Below are 19,879 nucleotides of genomic sequence, written 5' to 3'. Positions count from 1 at the left end.
GAGCGCCTATCCCGCGCCGAATGTGTCGCCCACAAATTGCGTCAAATCCGCCAGTTGGTTGAGCGCCATGCCTGCCACGCTCGGGGATTTGCCACCTTTCGGAGCTATTGCAGACGTGAAACCAAGTTTTTGGGCTTCTTTCAACCTATTTTCTGTTTGGGACACGGGCCTTAAGGCACCAGAGAGGGAGATTTCGCCGAAAACGACAGTATCAGCAGGGATGCTCGCGTCTTCTCGTGCTGACAGAAGCGCGGCGGCGACTGCAAGATCTGCGGCCGGCTCATTGATTTTCATGCCACCTGCAACGTTGAGGTAAACGTCGAGCCCGGTGAATGGGATGCCGCAGCGGGCTTCGAGCACCGCAAGGATCATTGCAAGGCGGCTGCTGTCCCATCCCACCACCGCGCGGCGGGGTTGGGCGTGGGGGCTTGGGGCGACGAGCGCTTGTAGTTCGACCAATACAGGGCGCGTGCCTTCGATGCCTGCAAAGACCACAGAGCCGGGGGCAGGGGTGCCGCGTTCAGATAAGAACAATGCGGATGGGTTGGTGACTTCCGAGAGACCCCGGCCCGTCATTTCGAAGACGCCGATTTCGTCGGCAGCGCCAAACCGGTTTTTCACCGCGCGAAGGACGCGGAACTGGTGGCCACGTTCTCCTTCAAAATAAAGCACCGTGTCGACCATATGTTCGACCACACGGGGACCGGCGATTTGGCCCTCTTTGGTGACGTGGCCGACGATGATCACGGCCATGTTTTTGCGTTTGGCGTATGACGTCAGCTCATGGGCCGCGGCGCGCACCTGACTGACAGAACCGGGGGCAGACCCCACATTGTCTGACCACATGGTTTGAATGGAGTCGATGATCGCCAGTTGCGGTTTTTCCTGATCCAGAGTGGTCAAGATATCGCGCAGGTTGGTTTCAGCAGCGAGTTGCACCGGCGCGTCCGTCAGGTCCAGACGCTGGGCCCGCATGCGGACCTGCGCGCTTGCTTCTTCACCGGAAACATAAATTGTTTTCAGGCCTTTACGGGCGAATTCTGCAGCGGCCTGTAAAAGCAGCGTGGATTTACCAATACCCGGATCGCCCCCAACCAAAATTGCAGAAGCAGGTACCAATCCGCCTCCTAAAACACGGTCCAATTCTGCCAGCCCAGATAAGGTGCGCGGCGGTGGCGTTTCTTCGGTCCGCAAATCCGTCAAATGAACAGACTTACCCTTGGAATTTCCCAAGGTTGCTGCGCTTGGTCCCGCGGAAATGCCTGTATCTTCAGAAATACAATTCCACTCGCCACAAGCGTCACAGCGCCCGGACCATTTGTTGAAGACTGCCCCGCAGGCCGAGCACGAATAAGAGGTTTTTGCCTTTGCCATGTTCTCGTTTTACCCCTTATTCGGGGCGCGTCAAATGGCTAATGGCAAAAGAGGTCAAAATGCAGCCCGTAAACAGATAAAGCCCCCATGCGGTTTCTACATGGGCAAGGCCAACGCCTTTGACGATAACGATATAAAGCGCGATCAAGAAAACGTCGGCCATCGCCAGTTTGCCAAGGATTTCAAACACCGGTTTCGCGCGTGCTGACATACGGTTGAAGTGGATCAGAGCAAGGCCAATGGTTTTGGCGATCGGGGCCACCAAAGCGAAGAGAAATACGACGAGCGCCAGTAAAATGTCGCTTTGAAAAAGCTCTATCAGCCCAGAGACAACTGAGATTTCCGAAAGCCCGAAAAGCGGCAAGATCCCCGCTCGCATAAGCGGCGCAAACCAGCTGATCGGAAAGAGGATCAGCAAGACAAGATTCATATAGCGCAGCATCAGCTCTCCTTAGGTTTGCTTTCGCCTACCTAAGCGCTGAATGCGCGGTTTTCACGGTGAAAAAAATTAACTGAGACGCTTCGGGCGATTTTTGTCCGCGTCTTTGCCGTTGTCGCTGCTTTTCATTGTCTCGAGCTTGACGACATTTGGGTCACCATCCAGCTCATAGCCAATGCTTGGCAGAAGCTCCATCAAATCTGATTCTAGGCGTGTGATCTGTTGCGCAGCGATACGTTCTTCCGCTTCCACGTCCTCAAGCCATCGGCGCAACTCGTCGCAAGTCTGACGCGCAGCGGCCAGCCGATCCGCCATTTTATCGGCCTCTTCTTGACGATGGGTCAGGAATTGATAGGCGCGATCGACCTTTTCTTTGGAATAGATCTGCGCAAGGTCGCGAGACTGAAAAGACATCTGCGCTGCGATGTCCAAAATCTCTGGTTCTAGATCCCCAAGGTCTGGGTGTTCGCGCAGATGCAGCAGACGTTCCCGCACGGAATCAAATTCTTTGGAAAGCGCAAAAATTCCTTTGCGATCAGACTGATGGCTGATCTGATAGGCCCGCACGATGTCTTCCATATCAACAGAAAACTTCCGGTGGGATTGCTCCAGTTTCATGATCCGCGCATTGGCGGGTAAGAAAACGCAAAGGCCAATTGTCACAGCCGTTAGACCGATCTGGATATAGAGCCCAGCATTCGTAAGCGCCGTGTCGCCAAGGGAAATATCAGCAACCAACCATGGCCAAACCCCGAAGGCTGATAGGGACGTCCAAAGTCCCATCGCCAACGCTGCGGCGACCAAACAAACCAATGCTAATGACTGTAATCCACGCACTACTGACAGTGCAAAACTGTTAAAACCGTTAACCATGAAAATGTCCCCTTAATGGGCTATCATCCCATTTGGTTAAGGTTTTGTTAAGTAAAATTTTGTTTAGAGACAGTGCGTTGCGCGGTGAGGCTTTGTTTCTGGACGCGAAACAGTAGCCAAAAATGCCGAAATTAACGGATGGATTCAATCGGCCCGTCAGCGCGCCCGTGGGTGAATTGATCCAGATGTGGATCGCCACTTTCATCCATCTGAACAATCGGACCAGTCCACTGAATGACGCCATTATGCAGCATGGCCACCTTGTCCGCGATGGCACGTACCGAGGTCATATCATGGGTGATGGTCATGGCTGTTGCGCCCATTTCCACCACGATTTCGCGGATCAAATCATTGATCACGCCGGACATGATCGGATCAAGGCCGGTGGTGGGTTCATCAAAGAAGATGATCTCTGGTTCCGCCGCAATCGCGCGGGCGAGGCCGACACGTTTTTGCATGCCGCCTGAGAGTTCTGACGGATAAAGATCGGCCACATCTGGGGAGAGGCCGACGCGGCGCAGTTTCTCAATTGAGATCGAGCGGGCCTCTGCAAGCGGCTTCTTCAATGAACCGCGAAGCAGGCGAAAGGCGACGTTTTCCCAGACTTTCATCGAGTCAAACAGCGCGCCGCCTTGAAACAACATGCCAAAACGGGCAAGAAACGCGTCCCGTTCTTTGCTGCTTTGGGCGTTTGTCACATCTTGGCCATCAACCGTAATCGTGCCTTTGTCTGGTGTGACGAGCCCAAGCACAGATTTCAGCATCACTGATTTCCCTGTGCCCGACCCGCCGATGATCACCATGGATTCACCCTTTGGGATCTCGAGATTAACCCCTTGCAGGACCTTCTTGGGGCCAAAGGATTTATGAACATTCTCAAGTGTGATCATGATGAGAAAAACACCGAAGTGAGCAGGAAGTTGGCCGCCAGAATAAGAACGGCAGCGGCTTGCACAGACGCTTTAGTTGCTTGCCCAACCCCTTGCGCGCCGCGCCCGGACTGCATGCCAAAGTAGCAGCCCATCGTGGCCGCGATGCCGCCAAACACGCAGCCTTTGACCATCGAACTGAAGACATCGGTGAATTCAAGGAAGTCCACGGTGTTCTTGATATAGCTGGCTGGGTTAAATCCCAGCTGCTGGGTGCCGACCACGTAGCCACCAAAGATGCCGATAATGTCACCCACGCCAACCAGCAATGGCACCACCAGCAAAGCGGCCAGCACACGTGGTGCGGTGAGGTATTTCATCGGATGCGTGGAAAGGGTCACCAAAGCGTCGATTTGCTCGGTCACTTTCATGGTCGCGATTTCTGCGGCGATCGAACTCGTCACACGCGCGGCAATCATAAGGCCAACGAGAACCGGGCCAAGCTCGCGCACCATGCCAATGGCCACGATCTGCGGCACCACCGCTTCGGCAGAGAAACGCGCACCACCTGCGTAGATTTGCAATGCCAGCGCGCCGCCAGTGAAAAACGCGGTGAGGCCGACGACCGGCAGAGAGAGCCAACCGATTTGACCCAAAGCGACCAAAAACTCGCGCCAGTAAAACGGCGGGCGGAAAAAGTGGCTAATGCCGTCAGAGGCAAAGATCGTCACGCGCCCGGTGATGGCCAGCAACGCTAGCACAGCACGACCCAGATGGGCGAGGGGCGCGGTGATCACTTTCATGAGGTATAGCGCCGGGTGTATCGGCCGCCAAGTGATGTCAGGATTTCATAACCAATTGTGCCAGCGGCATCCGCCAGCATGTCAACGGTTTGATCTTCGGTGAGAATATCGAGCTCTGCTGGGTCCTCGCCAAGGTCGGTGATATCGACGCCGATCATGTCCATGGAAATACGGCCAATGACCGGGCAGGCGGTGCTGCCGTGATAGACAGAGATATTCTCGCCCATTATCCGGGGCAGGCCGTCCGCATAACCAGCAGCGATTGTCGCCACGCGGCTCGGGCGTTCTGCGGTCCAGGTATTTGAATACCCAACGGTTTCGCCGATTTCCACGTCCCGCAATTGGATCACTGGAATGGACACATGGGCGACCGCTTCCGCGCCTTCAAAAGGCGCACCACCATAGAGGCCAATACCCGGCCGTGTGAGGTCGAAATGATATTCTTTGCTCAGAAGCAGACCACCCGTTGCTGCAAGGCTGCGGGGCACATTGAGACCTTCGGTCATTGCCCGGAAGGCACCCAATTGCTGCGGGTTCATCGGGCTTTCAGGATCATCCGCACAGGCAAGGTGAGACATGATTAGTGTCGGACCTTGCTGTTCCGCCAACTCGCGCAAGGCGGCCCATTCGGCGGGCTCCATGCCAAGGCGGTTCATGCCGCTATCGAGCTGCACGCCAAAAGGGCGGCCCGGCAGGCTTTCTGCATGGCGCAACATCTGGTCGATGGAGTTGACCATTGGAGTCAGCTCAAGATCGCTGATCATATCGGTGTCACCGCGCATGTGGCCGGAAAAGATATTGATCTCTGGACCGGGGCCAAGTGCTTGACGCACCAAAGCACCTTCCTCGGTCGCCGCGACGAAAAACTTGCGCACGCCCGCTTGGGCGAGAGTCTTTGCCACCCGATCCACGCCAAGCCCATAGCCATCGGCTTTGATCACCGCAGCGGTTTCACAGTTGGTTTTTGCATCCAGTGCGCGCCAGTTTCGAACCAATGCGCCAAGGTCGATCGTAAGTGTTGCAGTAGCCATGAGCGTTAGTTGAAGCGATGCACAGAAGAGGTCAAGGGGGAAGTCAGAAACAGGTCGTTTTCAGGCTCTTGCGTGCCGAAAATAAAGCGCTCGGAATTAGACGGTTGTCCGCAAAAGAGTCCAATTGAGCCAAGGGGGCACGAACTAGCTGACGCCCATATCCTCCATGGCAATTGCAATCGCGTCATTCGCCTGTCTCGCCCGTAATTGCTGTTCGTCTTCGCTTGGCAGAGCGTAGGCTGTATCGTCGTCTAAATCACTGAGATCAAAGAGAGCAGTTAGATCGGGGCAATAGGCCTCGCGGATCGTGTCATTGGTCTCGGCAAACTCTTTCGCGACCGCACGGCGCGTTGAAAGGTCGTAGCAATCCCCGCTGCGGATCGCGCCTTCGGGGCGCAAACGGCTGAGCGTGCGGATAATGTCCTTGGTATTGATACCTGAATTGTCTCGGTTGAGCTGCCCAAGGCCTTCGGACACCTCTTTGCTGAGCGTCGAATTTGATGACGGAACGTTGTAGGATTTTGCCAGATCAAGGGGCAGATGGCAGTGCCCGGCAAAGTCGAGCAGCACATCACCATCCGGGAAGTGGTCCCGCTCAAACGGGCGCACGATCAGGTTTTCTTTCCCAAAGACGTCAGCGAAGTGATCAAGCGTCGGCAGGTAGTTAAGGTTTTTGTTTGATCCCATGTAATCGAGGGGTGATCCGGTATAGCGACCGTTTTTAACCCGTTGTTTCCACATGGCTTCTGCGAATTTGTCTTGGCGCCGCAGATAGATCACAACCTTGGTATCTTCTCGGATTTCTTGTGGGAAATGTTCGGCAAAATAATCAGCCATGTCTTTGCGGAAGAACATCTCTGACGAGATCACGCAGGTCTTATCTGGATGACGCCCCATTTCATTGATCAGCCGCTTGGCAAGCCCCGGACCACGACCCTTGCGGATCATTTGGATCATCACGTTATGGGCAATGTTTGTGCGACCGGTATTGAGGTAATGCACACCGGCTTCAGCCAAAGGCTCTGTTGTGTTCTTCAGGAAACCTTGGATGGTCGTGGTGCCGGTTTTTTGAGTGCCCACGTGCAATAACAAACGCGGGCGTTCCGCCGCTGCCATTAAAATTCCGGTTCTTGTTGCCAAGGTTTTGCAAGGTTGCCAAAGCGTGTGAACTTGCTCTCAAACGACAGATCGACGGTACCAATTGGGCCGTGACGCTGTTTGCCGATGATCACTTCAGCGCGGGCGTGCAGACGTTCCATCTCTTCCTGCCAAGCGGCCATCTTTTCAAGATCATGTTCGCCGGGTTTTTCACGCTCTTTGTAGTATTCTTCGCGGAACACGAACATCACCACGTCGGCGTCTTGCTCGATGGAGCCAGATTCACGCAGGTCGGACAGCTGCGGGCGTTTATCGTCGCGGCTTTCCACCGTACGTGACAGCTGGGAGAGGGCAATCACAGGGATGTTGAGTTCCTTGGCAATCGCTTTCATGCCCATCGAGATCTCGCCAATCTCCTGAACCCGGTTTTCAGCAGTACCGCGGCAGAGCTGGAGGTAGTCGATGATCAGGAGGTCCAGACCATGGGTCCGTTTGAGACGGCGCGCACGGGCGGCGAGCTGCGCGATGGGAAGCGCAGGGGTGTCGTCAATGAAGAGAGGGCAAGCTTCCAAAGATTTCGCCGCGTCCACGAAACGGCGGAATTCCTCTTCGGTCATGTCACCGGACCGGATCTGCTGGGAAGGAACCTGAGCCGCCTCCGAGAGAATACGGGCCGCTAGCTGTTCGGAGCTCATCTCAAGGGAATAGAACCCAACCACACCACCTTCGACGGTACCTTCGGTGCCATCAGGCCGAATGCCCTTCTTGTAGGCTTTGGCGACGTTAAAGGCGATGTTGGTGGCCAAAGAGGTTTTACCCATCGACGGACGACCGGCGAGGATCAACAAGTCCGACGGGTGCAAGCCGCCAAGCTTTTTATCCATATCAATCAGACCGGTAGAAACACCCGCCAAGCCGCCATCACGCTGATAGGCAGCGTTCGCGGTGTTCACGGCCTCTGTGACCGCTTTCAGGAAAGAGACAAAGCCGCTGTCGGTTTTGCCTTGCTCGGACAGTTTATAAAGCTGCTGTTCCGCCTGAACGATCTGTTCGCGCGGCTCTTCTGCCACATCCATGGTTTGGGCACGGCTAGAGATTTCGTGGCCCAGACCGATCAGCTCACGACGGATCGCCATGTCATAGATCATCTGCGCATAGTCTTTGGCCGCATAGGCAGAGATTGCAGAGGCGGCGAGGCGGGCGAGGTAGGCCGGACCGCCGAGTTCTTTCAGCCCTTCGTCATCCTCTAAGAAGGCTTTCAGAGTGACGGGGGATGCCAGGTTGTTCTTCGCAATACGCGCCGCAGCAACTTCGTAAATGCGGGAATGCACCGGATCATAGAAATGGGAGGAATTGATGACCGATGCCACCCGATCATAAATGTCGTTGTTGGTGAGGATCGCCCCCAGAAGCTGTTGCTCAGCTTCAATGGAATGCGGCATCGGATCGCCAACCTCGCCGTTTTGAGCCTCGGGGACACCGGAATTTATTGTTGTTAGCTCGTTCATACTGCTCCCCGGATTTTCTGACACGGGTCTTGTTTTTATCCGCGTGCCCCCAACAGGGGTTTGATAGCGGTTTTTGGGCTGTCCTCATATCTGGAAATCTCTGTGGATTTCCAGCGGGACAAAACTGTGGATGGATTAGGCGCTTGGTGGCCCCATAACAGGTTTCGCCTAGATATTGTAGCCACGCTACATGTCGGCGCCAGATATGTCAAAAATTGAGACTGCGAATCGTGGAAACTCTTTGGTTTATGCACAGAGTTTCCACAGCGCATTCTTACAATTTAATCCTGTTTGTTGGCTTCCTGCCAAGCGCGCGGATCGTTGAGGAATTTTTCCACCTCATCCAAAGTCTCGGCATCAAACGCATTTTGGGCACGCGCTTCTGCCAACACATCCCACCATGTGCAGAGGTAGTGGAGTTCGACACCGTGGTCCCCCAGGGTCTTCGTGGTTTCTGGGAAAATGTCGTAATAGAAGATCACCGCGGTATGGCCACAGGTCGCGCCTGTTTCACGGATCGCGTCAACGAAAGAGAGTTTTGAGCCGCCATCGGTGGTGAGGTCTTCAACCAGCAGAACTCGTTGGCCTTCGCTCATGTCCCCTTCGATACGCGCATTGCGGCCGTAGCCTTTTGGCTTCTTGCGCACATAGGTCATGGGAAGCGCCATGCGTTCCGCTACTAGGGCCGAGAAAGGAATGCCCGCGGTTTCGCCACCCGCGATATTGTCAAACGCCTCAAAGCCCGCATTACGCATGACGGTGACGGTCATGAAATCCATCAAAGTGCTGCGGATACGTGGATAGGAGATCAGTTTGCGGCAGTCGATATAAGATGGGCTTGGAAGACCCGAAGCCAAAATGAAGGGCTCGCGGGTGTTAAAGTTAACGGCTTTGATCTCCAGCAGCATGCGCGCGGTGAGGCGGGCGATTTCTTCTTTTGCTGGGTAGCTGGTGGGGATCATGGCGTTTTATCCTTTGGTGTGGCGTGCGTGGTGGCGGTGGATTTTTGAGTATTTGGGCAAAGAAGAAGCGGGTTAGGTGACGTTCCAATAGACCGGATAGCCCGGATCAAACACGGTAACGGGACCATCGCTGGTTTGAATGCTTTCAGGGAAAACGGTGGCCTGGTCGGATTTTGTTAGGGTGATCGTGTCTTGATTCACGGGCAGTCCGTAGAATGCAGGGCCATTCTGAGACGCAAACCCCTCGAGTTTGTCGAGCGCGCCTTCTTCTTCAAAGACGTGGGCAAGCAGCGCCATGGTATTGGTGGCGGTAAAACAGCCCGCGCAGCCGCAAGGCTGAAGTTTGTTTTCATCCGTATGCGGCGCACTGTCGGTGCCAAGGAAATAGGTTGGATCGCCCGAGGTTGCCGCTGCGCGCAAGGCCAAACGGTGGGTTTCGCGTTTCGCGACAGGGAGGCAGTAGTAATGTGGTTTGATCCCGCCCGCAAGGATATGGTTTCTGTTGATGATCAGGTGATGGGTTGTGATCGTTGCACCTAAATTATCACCTCCGGACTTTGCATAATCGACGCCGTCTTTGGTCGTAATATGCTCCATCACAACCTTCAGTTCTGGGGTGGCTTGCCGAATGGGATCCAGCACGCGGTCAATGAAGACAGCTTCGCGATCAAAGATATCGATATCGCCATCTGTGACTTCGCCATGCACGCAAAGGGTCAGGCCGATCTCGGCCATTTTTTCAAGAACCGGGCGGACTTTGTTGAAATCTTTTACCCCAGATGCCGAATTGGTTGTCGCCCCAGCAGGATAAAGCTTTACCGCTTTCACCAATCCGGAAGCATGGGCGGCCGCAACGTCCTGTGGATCCGTGTCTTCGGTGAGGTACAGGACCATAAGCGGGTCAAAGCTCATGCCTGAAGGCAGGGCGGCAAGAATACGGTCTTTGTAGGCCGCCGCCTGAGCGCCCGTCACCACCGGCGGGATTAGGTTTGGCATCACAATCGCGCGGGCAAAGTGGCGGGCTGTTTCAGGCAAAACGGCCTTCAGCATCGCGCCATCGCGCAGGTGCAAGTGCCAGTCGTCGGGGCGGGTGATCGTCATGCTTTGGGTCATGAATTGCGAGTTACACCGGATAAAGGATTGGTTCCAGAGGATTTGGGGGATGCGTGCTAGAAAATGGCGCAAAAGTCGCGCGAATTGTTACGCAGCGTCATAATATCGCAGACACTCAAAATGCTTGCCGCAAGGAAAATTTCTCGCAAGGGTATTTTTTAGCTTAGATCTGACCTGCGGAAACCACCCGCAACAGGCGAAAGCTTCATGTGGACATGACCACTCGACGACACCCACCGGCTAGGCTTTTTGCGTCGTAGATATGGGCGCTTTGGGCCGCCCTATACCTATGGAGCTTGCACATGAGCATGTTGTCAAAATCGCGCCGTCTGCGGCCGACACCCTTTAGTCAGGGGGTCGAGGCGCAAGGGGTAAAGGCCTACACGGTCTATAACCGAATGCTCTTGCCCACCGTTTTTGAAAGCGTCGAAGCGGATTATCGGCACTTGAAGGATCATGTGCAGGTCTGGGATGTTTCTGTTGAACGACAGGTTGAATTGGTGGGGCCTGATGCGTTCCGGCTGATGCGCCGCCTCACGCCGCGCAACCTTGCAAATATGCAGGATGACCAATGTTATTACGTTCCCATTGTCGATCAATATGGGGGCATGCTCAACGATCCGGTGGCAATCAAGCACAGAGATGACCGTTGGTGGATTTCCATTGCCGACAGTGACCTTTTATTCTGGGTGAAGGGGCTGGCTTTGGGCGAAGGGCTGGACGTGAAAGTGTTTGAGCCGGACGTGTCCCCATTGGCTGTACAAGGGCCTAAGGCGATGGAATTGATGGCGCGGGTTTTTGGGGATCAGGTCCGTGACATTCGGTTCTTCCGTCACAAACGGCTGACCTTTAAAGACACATCGTTTGTTGTGGCGCGTTCTGGCTATTCCAAACAGGGCGGGTATGAAATCTATCTGGAAGACAGTTCCTACGGCATGGCGCTTTGGGATGCGTTGTTTGACGCAGGAGCTGATTTGAACGTGCGGCCCGGCTGCCCGAACCTGATTGAACGGATCGAAGGTGGTTTATTGAGCTATGGCAATGACATGACCATGGAGAATTCGCCTTTGGAATGTGGGCTCGGTCGGTTCTGCAATGCAGCTGAAGGCACTTACTACATCGGAAAAGAAGCGCTGGAAGCGGAAATAGCAAGCGGGCCAAAGCAGCAAATTCGTGCGATTTCTATTGCGGGCGATGCCGTGACCCCGCCGGCCGCCGCATGGCCATTGATGAAAAACGGTATGCGCGTGGGGCAGGTGACCTCTGCGGCATGGTCGCCGGACTTTCAAACCAATGTCGCGATCGGCATGGTTGAGGCTGACCATTGGGATGCGGGCACTTTGTTGGACGTTGAGACGTCTGAAGGCATTCGAAAAGCGGAGGTGCAGGACGGATTTTGGTTATAGCGTCCTAGCTCTGGTTTCGGCCTATTCGCCTTGCGTGAAATAGGCCGACGCATAATCCTAAAATGCCTCCAATGTAGCTGAAATCATGCATTGCACCGGCGCGCGCGAAGGCGAGGGGGGCGTCAGTATTCCGCTCCGGCGAGATATTGAGGAGTGTTTGTGGGTCAATTGCATAGGTGCTGATGAGTAGCCCAATAAGTCCAACGACCAAGGTGATTATCACAACAGTCAGCGCGATTTTCAGAAAGCTTTGTATAAACAAAGACAAGGGCGAGATCCGAAGCAGAGCCACATAGATTGGCACGCCAATGACAATGCCCATCCACCAACTCGCCGATACGCCGACCTGGGCGGCGCCGAGGCGGTTGTGATAGCTGGGATCAATGCGGAATTGTTGAAACTTAAGGTCGTGAAAGTACCCTGGCGCAACCGAGTAAGAGATCTGATTGTGCAATGCTCCATAAAGGGCAGCAAGAAGGCAGGCAAAAACCAACAGGACAGGAAGCAACAAGAGTTTCACGGGGCAACACTTTGGTCGTTTGTTGGAAAAAGAAACCCGGCACGATGGCCGGGTTTCTGAGAAAGCTATTTGGGTCCGCTTATCTCGGCAATGGGCCGATCAGCATGATCATCTGGCGGCCTTCCATTTTTGGGAAGTTTTCCACCTTACCGATCTCTTTGGTGTCTTCTGCAACACGTTCCAGCAGTTCACGACCCAGGTTCTGGTGGGCCATTTCACGGCCACGGAACCGCAGAGTGACTTTAACTTTGTCGCCTTTTTCCAGGAACTTGAACACGTTGCGCATTTTGACTTCGTAGTCATGCGTATCGGTGTTCGGGCGGAATTTAACTTCTTTCACCTGGATGGTGGTTTGTTTCTTCCGCGCTTCAGATTCCCGTTTCTGCTGTTCGTATTTGAACTTACCATAGTCCATGATTTTGCAGACGGGTGGGTTGGCGTTTGGCGAAATCTCGACCAGATCCAGTTCAGCGTCACGCGCCATTTGCATGGCTTTCGCGGGATGAACAACACCGACGTTTTCACCTTCTGCGCCAATCAGGCGGATTTCCGGTGCGCGGATGCGATCGTTGATACGAGGGCCAGTGTCGCGCTGTGGAGGCGCATTATGCGGTCTGCGGGCTATGGTTTTAATCCTTCAATAATTAGCAGATTTGGTGTCGCAAACTATATGCGAGACCTTGCCTATTCAAGCGGTTAATCAGCGGTTCTGCGCCAAAACGCAAGTCTTTCCCCCTTGAGACCTCCTCTCTGAGCGGTCATTTCATCATCATCGAAATGAGGCCACCCGAGTCGGTGGCGAAACGGACCGGGAGAATGTCCATGAAGAATCTGATTTGGGTTGTCATTGCAGCGGCTGTTGCTGTGGGTGCTTTTGTGTTGTTTGGGTCTGGCTCCAAAGAAGAAGCGACAGAGGCAGCTCCGGCGTCGGAAATCACAGCCCCGGCAGAGGTTGTTGAAGAAAAAGTTGAAGACGTTGCCAAAGAAGCAGGTAACGCTTTGGAAAACTTGAAAGACGCAGCTGAAGAAGCAGTGGAAGAGGCGAAAGACGCCGCAGAAAACGCTGTTGAAGAAGCCAAAGACGCAGCCGAAGAAGCGGTAAACGACGCGGTGGAAGAGGCGACAGACGCGGCAACTGGCGCTGCTGACGCGGCAACCGAAGCGGCTGGTGACGCTGTTGAAGGCGCAACTGAGATGGCGAAAGACGCAGCAGATGCAGCGACTGAAACTGCAGGTGATGCGGTAGAAGCGGCAACGGATGCGGCCACTGATACAGCAGCGGCGACGACCGAAGCAGCAACAGATGCAGCGGAAACGGCGACCGAGGCGGCGACAGAAACGGCCACTGAAGCAGCGACCGAAACCGCTGCTGAAGCCACTGAAGCGGCAGCAGATGCAGGAATGTCTGCTCTGGACCTGCTTAACCCTGAAAACTTCAGCATGGACAAAGTCGGCGAACTGATCGAAGGCTCTGACCTTGGTGCATTGCAAAAGGTTGCTTTGACCGAAGCGGTGAAGTCTGCGCAGGACAATCCTGAACTGCTGAAAGCGGCGCTGGAGCAGGTGAAGCAGGCGCTGGGTCTGTAAGCCCATCAAGTGTTAAAAAAAGAAAGCCGCGTCCCATGACGCGGCTTTTTTGTTTTCGGTTGCGAGACGTCTGTTAGTCCAAGAACGCTTTCTCAACCACGTAATGGGCTGGCTTTGAATTGGCACCTTCTTCTAGGCCGTATTCTTCTTCAAACAGTGCTTTCAGCTCTTGGTTAAACGCCAAGTTCCCGCAGATCATTGCGCGGTCTGTCTCTGGCTTGAGCGGTGGGACGCCTAGGTCCTCGAACGCTTCACCAGAGCGCAGCAGATCCGTAATCCGGCCCATTTTGGGGCTCTCTTCGCGCGTTGTGGTCGGGTAATACTTAATCTTCTTCCAAAAGCCTTCGCCGATCACCTCATTGAGCAGCTCATCGTGTTTGAGGCTCTCAATCAATTCAGCGCCATAAGTGAGTTCGCCAACTTCGCGGCAGGTATGGGTGATAATGACTTCGTCATAGTCTTCATAAGTTTGCGGCTCGCGCAGCAAAGACGCAAAAGGTGCAAAGCCCGTTCCGGTGGCAAAAAACCAGATGCGTTTTCCGGGCAGCAATGCGTCATGGACCAAAGTGCCAACCGGTTTCGGGCGCAGGATGATCTCATCACCCACTTCGATATGCTGAAGCTTCGAGGTCAATGGACCATCGGGGACTTTGATGGAATAAAACTCCATTTCCTCGTCCCAGCTTGGGGAAGCAATGGAATATGCGCGCAGCAAAGGCTTTGGTTTGCCAGTCTTTGGGTGCGGGTCGCCCATCAGACCGATCATCACAAACTCACCCGACCGGAACCGCAAGGACGCCGGACGCGTACAACGGAAAGAAAACAGTCGGTCAGTCCAGTGCTTTACCTGGGTTACCGTCTGTGCATCGGGCAGGGCGGGTTTTTTCGCTTCTGGGGCTGTGGCTTCGGTCACTGGATTCAGCTCGCATCAATAAACAGGCGGGATTGCCTACATTCGATGTATCAGGTTATGCACGATTGAACAGCGGATCTTGTTGCCGCAGGCGGCAAATCCGAAATCAATGTTTAGTGCGCGGCTTTTGCCTGACCTTCAGCATGCGCCAATGCTTCGGCCCGCGGGTTTAATCCGATCAGGGGGAGGGCCGGGCCAGACAGGTCTGCCTCTGACAAATCATGCGCCATGGTCGCGAGCGTTGTCGTAATCAAATGCTGATCTGCGCGAGATGCGTTTTCGATCACTGTCACGGGTGTTGCGGGATCTGCACCATGCATGAGCAGGCGGCCTTGAATAAAATGCGCGGCCTTCTTGCCCATGTAGATCGCTGCAACTTCACCTGGGCTCGCGAGAGTGCGCCAGTCATGGTCAGCGAACCCTTCGACGTCGTGCCCGGTCAGGAAACGTACACCAGAGTTTCTACCGCGTTTTGTTAGGCTTTGACCGATTGCTGCAACGGATGCAGAGGCAGCGGTAATGCCCGGGACAATGGTGTAAGTCACCTCGGCTGCATCAAGCGCATCCATCTCTTCATCCAAACGCCCAAACACAGTTGGATCGCCGGATTTCAGGCGGACCACCTGGTGTCCGTCATGGGCGTGTTCGACCATCAAAGCGTTGATGTGGTCCTGCGGGGTGTGCTGCCCGTAGGGCGTTTTGCCCGCGTCAATCAGTACAGCTTCGCGGCGGGCAAGCTCCAAAATCTCGGGCGCAACCAGCCGATCGTAGATAACCACATCCGCCTTATCCAAAGCTTTCCGTGCCTTTAGTGTCAGCAGTTCCGGATCGCCGGGGCCTGCGCCAACGAAAGACACGTGGCCTGGGGCGTCCGAGATGTTGACGTGATCCACCAGTAGTTCGTTCAACGCGCGCTGCGCGGCGCTTTCGCCCTGTGTCTCAATGCGCGGACCAAGGTTGAAATAGTAGTCAGACCAGAAATCACGACGCGCCCGTCCAAACGGCAGCACCTCTACGGTTTTGCGGAAAGTCTTGCCGATGCGCGCAAGCATGCCAAGATTTGGCGACAGACGTTCTTCGAGCTCTGCTTTGATTGCGCGCGCCAAGACAGGCGCAGCACCTTCGGTGCCGATGGCGACTGTGACTGGATCACGATCAACAATTGCCGGTGTGATGAACTGGCTGTCCTGCAGATTGTCGACGATATTGGCGAGAACACCGGCCTTACGTGCAATCGCGGCGGTGCGGGCGTCTTCTGCTTCGTCCTCATCGGCAGCATAGAACAACACTTCTTTGCCGAGATCTCCATCCTCAAGAGCGCGGGGCACCCAAGTCAGTTTGCCCTGCGTCGCCCAGTCTCGAATCTCTGCCGCTGCCTCGGGTGCGAAAACCGTAATTTGCGCTTCGGTTTTCATCAGCAGACGCAACTTCGCAAGCGCAGCATCTGCCCCGCCGGAAAGGGCAATGTGTTGTCCTTGAACGGACAGATAGACAGGGTAGTGTTTCATTGGGTCTTCTCGAGATATGCTGGCTTGGCTTATTATAGAAAATAATTCTAGTAAAGCGCCATATGTCTAGCAAAATAGAAATCATTATTCTATGAATGCATTCAAAATGGGCGAAAATTCCTCGATAATTGGGAAATTGGAATGGCATTACGCATAGATGAGATGGATCGGAAGATTCTCAACGAGTTGCAGCGAGATGCTGCGCTCTCTTTGGACGAAATTGCGCGCCGGGTCGGCTCTTCTAAGACCCCAGTATGGAACCGGATTCGCAAGTTGCGCGAAGGCGGGATTATCAAAAATCAGACAGCCGTTTTGGATGCCGAAGCACTGGGCTTTGAGGCCTGCTTTTTTGTGCTGATCCGAACCAGCGAACATGAGGCGGAATGGCAGGCTAAGTTCTTGAAAGCACTACAGGATCGCCCGGAAGTCCAAGAGGCGCATCGCCTGGCTGGGGACATCGACTATATCCTCAAGGTTCGGGTGGAAAATGCCCGTGCCTATGACGTGTTTTACCAAGCTCTGATTTCGGAAGTTCGCGTCTATAACGTGACCGCATTGCTTTCCATGGAAGAGCTTAAATCTACCACGCTTCTGCCGCTCTGATTTAGGGACTTTACCCGGTCTGAACCATCAGCCGTTCTAACCCATGAAAATGGTACGTGTTGGCGTATCGCGGCGGCGCAGAAAACTTGAGGTCTGGGCAGCGTTCAAAGAGAATCGGTAGGGCGATACGCAACTCTAATCGCGCAAGCGGAGCCCCAACGCAGAAATGCCGTCCTGCGCCAAAGGCCATATTTGTTTTGATCGGGCGATATGGATTGAATTGATCAGGGTTTTCCCAAGCGTCTGGGTCGCGGTTTGCTGCGCCAAGCATCAATGCCACCTGGTCGCCCCGCTTGAGTGTGAATTTTCCGACTTCTACGTCTTCGTAGGCATAGCGCGTAAACATATGCAAAGGCGGGTCGAGCCGTATTAATTCTTCGATGGTTTTGTCGATTTTCTCTGGCGCAAACCAATCCGCATTTAGCCCATGTTCGAGCACTGTTTTGACGGAGTTGCCAATCGTATGAACTGTCGCCTCGTGCCCGGCATTCAGCAGAAGAATACAGGTGCTGATCATCTCATCGGTTGAGAGTTTTTCGCCATCCTCTTCCGCCGCAATAAGTTCTGTAAGAAGGTCATCGCCCGGGGAAACCCGTTTTTCCTCTACATAGCCGCGCATGAACTCCGCGAACTCTTGTGAAGATGTCGCGGCCTGAACTTCGGTTTCATGGGTGCGGGACGCTTGGTACATCGCGACCATATCGTTGGACCATTTCAACAACTGATCAGCCATGCTTTCAGGGACGCCGAGCATGCGTGCGATGATAATCACGGGGATTTTGGTCGCAAAGGCGGGCAAAAGATCGAATGGCTCATCTGGAAATGAGTCGATTAACTGATGTGACAGCTCTTCGATATCTTTGTCTAAAGTTACAATGCGCCGCGTTGTGAAGGCGCGCATGACCAATCCACGAAGTCGCGTGTGGCGTGGCGCTTCCAGCTCCAACATTGAATGGGCTTCGATATCATAGAAGGGCTTGGTATGCGGCTTTGGCGCCTCAGCCATCTCGGCAGGGACCTCGCGACCTAACCGCTTGTCTTTGAACAGCATGGAGACGGTTGCATAAGAGAAGGCCGCCATCATCCCATAGTCCTGCCAATACTGTAGCGGCCCTACGCGGCGCGCATCAGCATAAAAAGGGTAGGGATTCTGAACAAAATCGGGATCTGTTGGGAGCTGTCTTAGGTCTAGCATAGGCGCATGCTTTGCAGAGTTTTGGGCGATTGCAACCGGAATTTGCGACATGGTTAGGGAAATTTGTAGGTGCACGTTGCGTCAATGGGATCAGGGGAGTAAGACAAGTCAGGAGGAGCTAAACTTGGAAGCCATTTCTTTGACGTTGGAAATGTCGGTGGTTCTTGGACTATTGGCATTTACGGTTTTTCTCTTTGTTTCTGAAATTGTTAGGATTGATCTTGCCGCAGTGCTTGTGATGGTTCTGCTTGGTTTGATTTCCCAAATCCCAGCGACATCCAACGTGGCTGACGTGACCCATCTGTTTGATGGTTTCGCATCAAATGCGGTGATATCTATCATCGCCGTCATGATCATTGGTGCCGGGCTCGACAAGACGGGCCTGATGAGCAAAGTCGCGGCAATTATTCTGAAACGGGGCGGAAAAACCGAAGGCCGGATTATTCCGATCATTTCAGGCACCGTTGGTGTCATTTCATCATTCATGCAGAACGTTGGCGCGGCTGCGCTGTTTCTGCCGGTGGTCAGCCGGATTTCTGTTCGCACCGAGATCCCTTTGTCTCGATTGCTTATGCCCATGGGCTTTTGCGCAATTCTGGGCGGCACGATGACACTGGTCGGTTCCTCGCCGCTTATCCTTCTCAACGACCTCATATTGGCTGCGAATACCAACCTGCCTGAAGGGCAGAAAATGGTGCCGTTTGAGCTCTTCTCCGTAACTCCGATTGGTGCCTGCTTGGTGCTGACCGGGATTTTGTATTTTGTGATCTTTGGCCGTTGGGTCCTGCCGTCTGCAACCGACAATGATGGCGCGGCGTCTGGCCAATCGCTGAAAGAATTCTTGCGCAAGATCTATGGTCTGAAGACCGATATTCACGAGATTTCGATCCCAGCAGGTCACCCCGTTGGCAACAAACGCTTCATCGATCTGATGAATGAATACAACGTCTACATCATCGGCTCTGCCTGGCAGGGCCGGCGTTGGTTTGCGCCTGCGGTGGAAACCCAAGTGGAGACCCCATGCCGTCTTGCAATCTTGGGCGGTCGAAAAGAAGTGCGCGAAATGGTTCTGAATGAAGGCTTTACGCTTCATATGGACCTGGACGTCTTCTCAGAAGATTATGCGGCGACCAAATCCGGCGTGGCCGAAGTGGTTATTCCGCCGGGCTCCGGCATTGTTGGCAAATGTGCTGCAGATGTGAGTTTCCGCAAGACCTATGAGGCGTCTTTGCTTGCCATCCACCGCGATGAAGACACGTTGAGCCGGATGAGCACGGAAGATCACGAGCCAACGGCTGTAGGTAAAGTGCCCTTCAAGGTGGGCGATACGCTGGTCATTCATTCGACATGGGAGTCTTTGACGCGCCTGACGAAAGACCGGGATTTTGTCGTGGTGACCCAAGATTTCCCGCGTGAAGAGCTGCGTCCTCGCAAACTGGGATTTGCTGTCGTTTTCTTCCTGATCGCGCTGTCGATGATCCTTTTCACCGACATCCGGCTGTCCCTTTGTCTCTTTACCGGTGCCGTTGGGATGATCCTGACTGGTGTTCTGGACATTGATGAAGCCTATGAAGCAGTCAACTGGACCTCGGTTTTTCTCTTAGCGAGTTTGATCCCCTTAGGGATGGCAGTGCAAAACACAGGGACCGCAGAGTGGATTGCACATCAAGTGTTAGCTTTGCTGGATGGTTGGCCTCTATGGGCGTTGCAAACCGGTGTCGCGATTTTGGCGACCATATTCACGCTTGTCATGTCAAACGTTGGTGCGACGGTTCTATTGGTGCCGCTCGCGGTTTCCATTGCCATTGCAGCGGGCGGTGATCCTGCGATTTTCGCGCTGACCGTGGCGATTTCGACTTCCAACAGCTTCTTGATCCCAACACACCAAGTGAATGCGTTGATCATGGGGCCGGGGGGCTACAAGGTGATCGACTTTGTGAAGTCAGGTGGGATCATGACGATCCTGTTCCTGATCGTTTCAATGACCATGATGAACGTGGTGTTCTGACACTGACGAGATACAAAACAGAAAGGCGCGCCGGACTAGGCGCGCCTTTTTTGTTTCAGATTTAGAAGA

19 protein-coding genes are annotated in these 19,879 nt (G+C 54.1%); 4 read left to right on the top strand and 15 right to left on the bottom strand.

What is annotated here, in order from left to right; all coding sequences use genetic code 11:
• Window positions 1-6 precede the first annotated feature (6 nt).
• The 10 genes from radA to pyrC form a co-directional block, all read right to left on the bottom strand.
• A complete protein-coding gene (radA, locus tag TA5113_RS15390) occupies window positions 7-1,374 on the bottom strand; it encodes a DNA repair protein RadA (RefSeq protein ID WP_058315985.1) in 1,368 nt (455 codons plus the stop codon).
• Window positions 1,375-1,390: 16 nt separating this feature from the next.
• Window positions 1,391-1,816 carry a paraquat-inducible protein A gene (locus TA5113_RS15385; RefSeq protein WP_058315986.1) on the bottom strand — a complete coding sequence of 142 codons (426 nt, stop codon included), beginning with the start codon at window positions 1,814-1,816 and terminating at the stop codon, window positions 1,391-1,393.
• Between the two features lie 66 nt (window positions 1,817-1,882).
• The gene (locus TA5113_RS15380; protein ID WP_058316812.1) at window positions 1,883-2,686 is read right to left on the bottom strand and encodes a hypothetical protein; all 804 of its coding nucleotides are present in this window, start codon (window positions 2,684-2,686) and stop codon (window positions 1,883-1,885) included.
• Window positions 2,687-2,817: 131 nt separating this feature from the next.
• Window positions 2,818-3,576: an ABC transporter ATP-binding protein gene (locus TA5113_RS15375; protein ID WP_058315988.1), complete on the bottom strand. Its 759-nt coding sequence runs from the start codon at window positions 3,574-3,576 to the stop codon at window positions 2,818-2,820.
• On the bottom strand, window positions 3,573-4,358 hold the full coding sequence (locus TA5113_RS15370) for an MlaE family ABC transporter permease (protein ID WP_058316811.1): 786 nt from the start codon (window positions 4,356-4,358) through the stop codon (window positions 3,573-3,575). Before TA5113_RS15370 ends, TA5113_RS15375 begins: the two co-directional genes overlap by 4 nt.
• Window positions 4,355-5,389, bottom strand: coding sequence for an alanine racemase (gene alr, locus TA5113_RS15365; protein WP_058315990.1), 1,035 nt, complete (start codon window positions 5,387-5,389; stop codon window positions 4,355-4,357). The genes TA5113_RS15370 and alr overlap by 4 nt, the downstream gene beginning before the upstream one ends.
• Window positions 5,390-5,533: 144 nt before the next feature.
• The gene (locus TA5113_RS15360; protein WP_058315991.1) at window positions 5,534-6,505 is read right to left on the bottom strand and encodes a hypothetical protein; all 972 of its coding nucleotides are present in this window, start codon (window positions 6,503-6,505) and stop codon (window positions 5,534-5,536) included.
• Window positions 6,505-7,995, bottom strand: coding sequence for a replicative DNA helicase (locus TA5113_RS15355; protein WP_058315992.1), 1,491 nt, complete (start codon window positions 7,993-7,995; stop codon window positions 6,505-6,507). Before TA5113_RS15355 ends, TA5113_RS15360 begins: the two co-directional genes overlap by 1 nt.
• Before the next feature lie 281 nt (window positions 7,996-8,276).
• Window positions 8,277-8,957 (bottom strand): orotate phosphoribosyltransferase, encoded by a 681-nt coding sequence (locus TA5113_RS15350; RefSeq protein ID WP_058315993.1) that lies wholly within the window; start codon window positions 8,955-8,957, stop codon window positions 8,277-8,279.
• 72 nt (window positions 8,958-9,029) lie between these two features.
• Entirely contained in the window at window positions 9,030-10,070 is a 1,041-nt protein-coding gene (gene pyrC / locus TA5113_RS15345; RefSeq protein ID WP_058315994.1) for a dihydroorotase, read from the bottom strand.
• 302 nt (window positions 10,071-10,372) lie between these two features.
• On the opposite strand from pyrC, the gene TA5113_RS15340 reads away from it, so the two are divergent.
• A complete protein-coding gene (locus TA5113_RS15340) occupies window positions 10,373-11,476 on the top strand; it encodes a dimethylsulfoniopropionate demethylase (protein WP_058316810.1) in 1,104 nt (367 codons plus the stop codon).
• 4 nt (window positions 11,477-11,480) lie between these two features.
• Here TA5113_RS15340 and TA5113_RS15335 read toward each other — a convergent pair whose 3' ends face one another.
• Complete coding sequence (locus tag TA5113_RS15335) at window positions 11,481-11,996, bottom strand: hypothetical protein (RefSeq protein WP_058316809.1); 516 nt, start codon at window positions 11,994-11,996, stop codon at window positions 11,481-11,483.
• A gap of 79 nt (window positions 11,997-12,075) precedes the next feature.
• Entirely contained in the window at window positions 12,076-12,534 is a 459-nt protein-coding gene (gene infC / locus TA5113_RS15330; protein WP_442338349.1) for a translation initiation factor IF-3, read from the bottom strand.
• A 284-nt stretch (window positions 12,535-12,818) separates the two neighbouring features.
• On the opposite strand from infC, the gene TA5113_RS15325 reads away from it, so the two are divergent.
• Window positions 12,819-13,583 (top strand): hypothetical protein, encoded by a 765-nt coding sequence (locus TA5113_RS15325; protein ID WP_082638132.1) that lies wholly within the window; start codon window positions 12,819-12,821, stop codon window positions 13,581-13,583.
• A gap of 73 nt (window positions 13,584-13,656) precedes the next feature.
• On the opposite strand, the gene TA5113_RS15320 is transcribed toward TA5113_RS15325, so the two are convergent.
• Both TA5113_RS15320 and cysG read right to left on the bottom strand, forming a co-directional pair.
• Window positions 13,657-14,505, bottom strand: a complete 849-nt coding sequence (locus tag TA5113_RS15320) for a ferredoxin--NADP reductase (RefSeq protein ID WP_058316806.1) — start codon at window positions 14,503-14,505, stop codon at window positions 13,657-13,659.
• Window positions 14,506-14,609: 104 nt separating this feature from the next.
• Window positions 14,610-16,004 carry a siroheme synthase CysG gene (gene cysG, locus TA5113_RS15315; protein WP_058316805.1) on the bottom strand — a complete coding sequence of 465 codons (1,395 nt, stop codon included), beginning with the start codon at window positions 16,002-16,004 and terminating at the stop codon, window positions 14,610-14,612.
• Between the two features lie 141 nt (window positions 16,005-16,145).
• Here cysG and TA5113_RS15310 point away from each other — a divergent pair, with 141 nt between their 5' ends.
• Entirely contained in the window at window positions 16,146-16,607 is a 462-nt protein-coding gene (locus tag TA5113_RS15310; RefSeq protein WP_058316001.1) for an Lrp/AsnC family transcriptional regulator, read from the top strand.
• 10 nt (window positions 16,608-16,617) lie between these two features.
• On the opposite strand, the gene TA5113_RS15305 is transcribed toward TA5113_RS15310, so the two are convergent.
• Window positions 16,618-17,802, bottom strand: a complete 1,185-nt coding sequence (locus tag TA5113_RS15305; RefSeq protein WP_058316155.1) for a cytochrome P450 — start codon at window positions 17,800-17,802, stop codon at window positions 16,618-16,620.
• Window positions 17,803-17,926: 124 nt separating this feature from the next.
• On the opposite strand from TA5113_RS15305, the gene TA5113_RS15300 reads away from it, so the two are divergent.
• Window positions 17,927-19,810, top strand: a complete 1,884-nt coding sequence (locus TA5113_RS15300; protein ID WP_058316156.1) for an SLC13 family permease — start codon at window positions 17,927-17,929, stop codon at window positions 19,808-19,810.
• Window positions 19,811-19,879: the final 69 nt, after the last annotated feature.

It is taken from the genome of Cognatishimia activa, assembly GCF_001458335.1.
Lineage (GTDB): Bacteria > Pseudomonadota > Alphaproteobacteria > Rhodobacterales > Rhodobacteraceae > Cognatishimia > Cognatishimia activa.
Note: the sequence above shows the minus strand (reverse complement) of the source record. Positions and strands in the feature narration are given on the sequence as shown.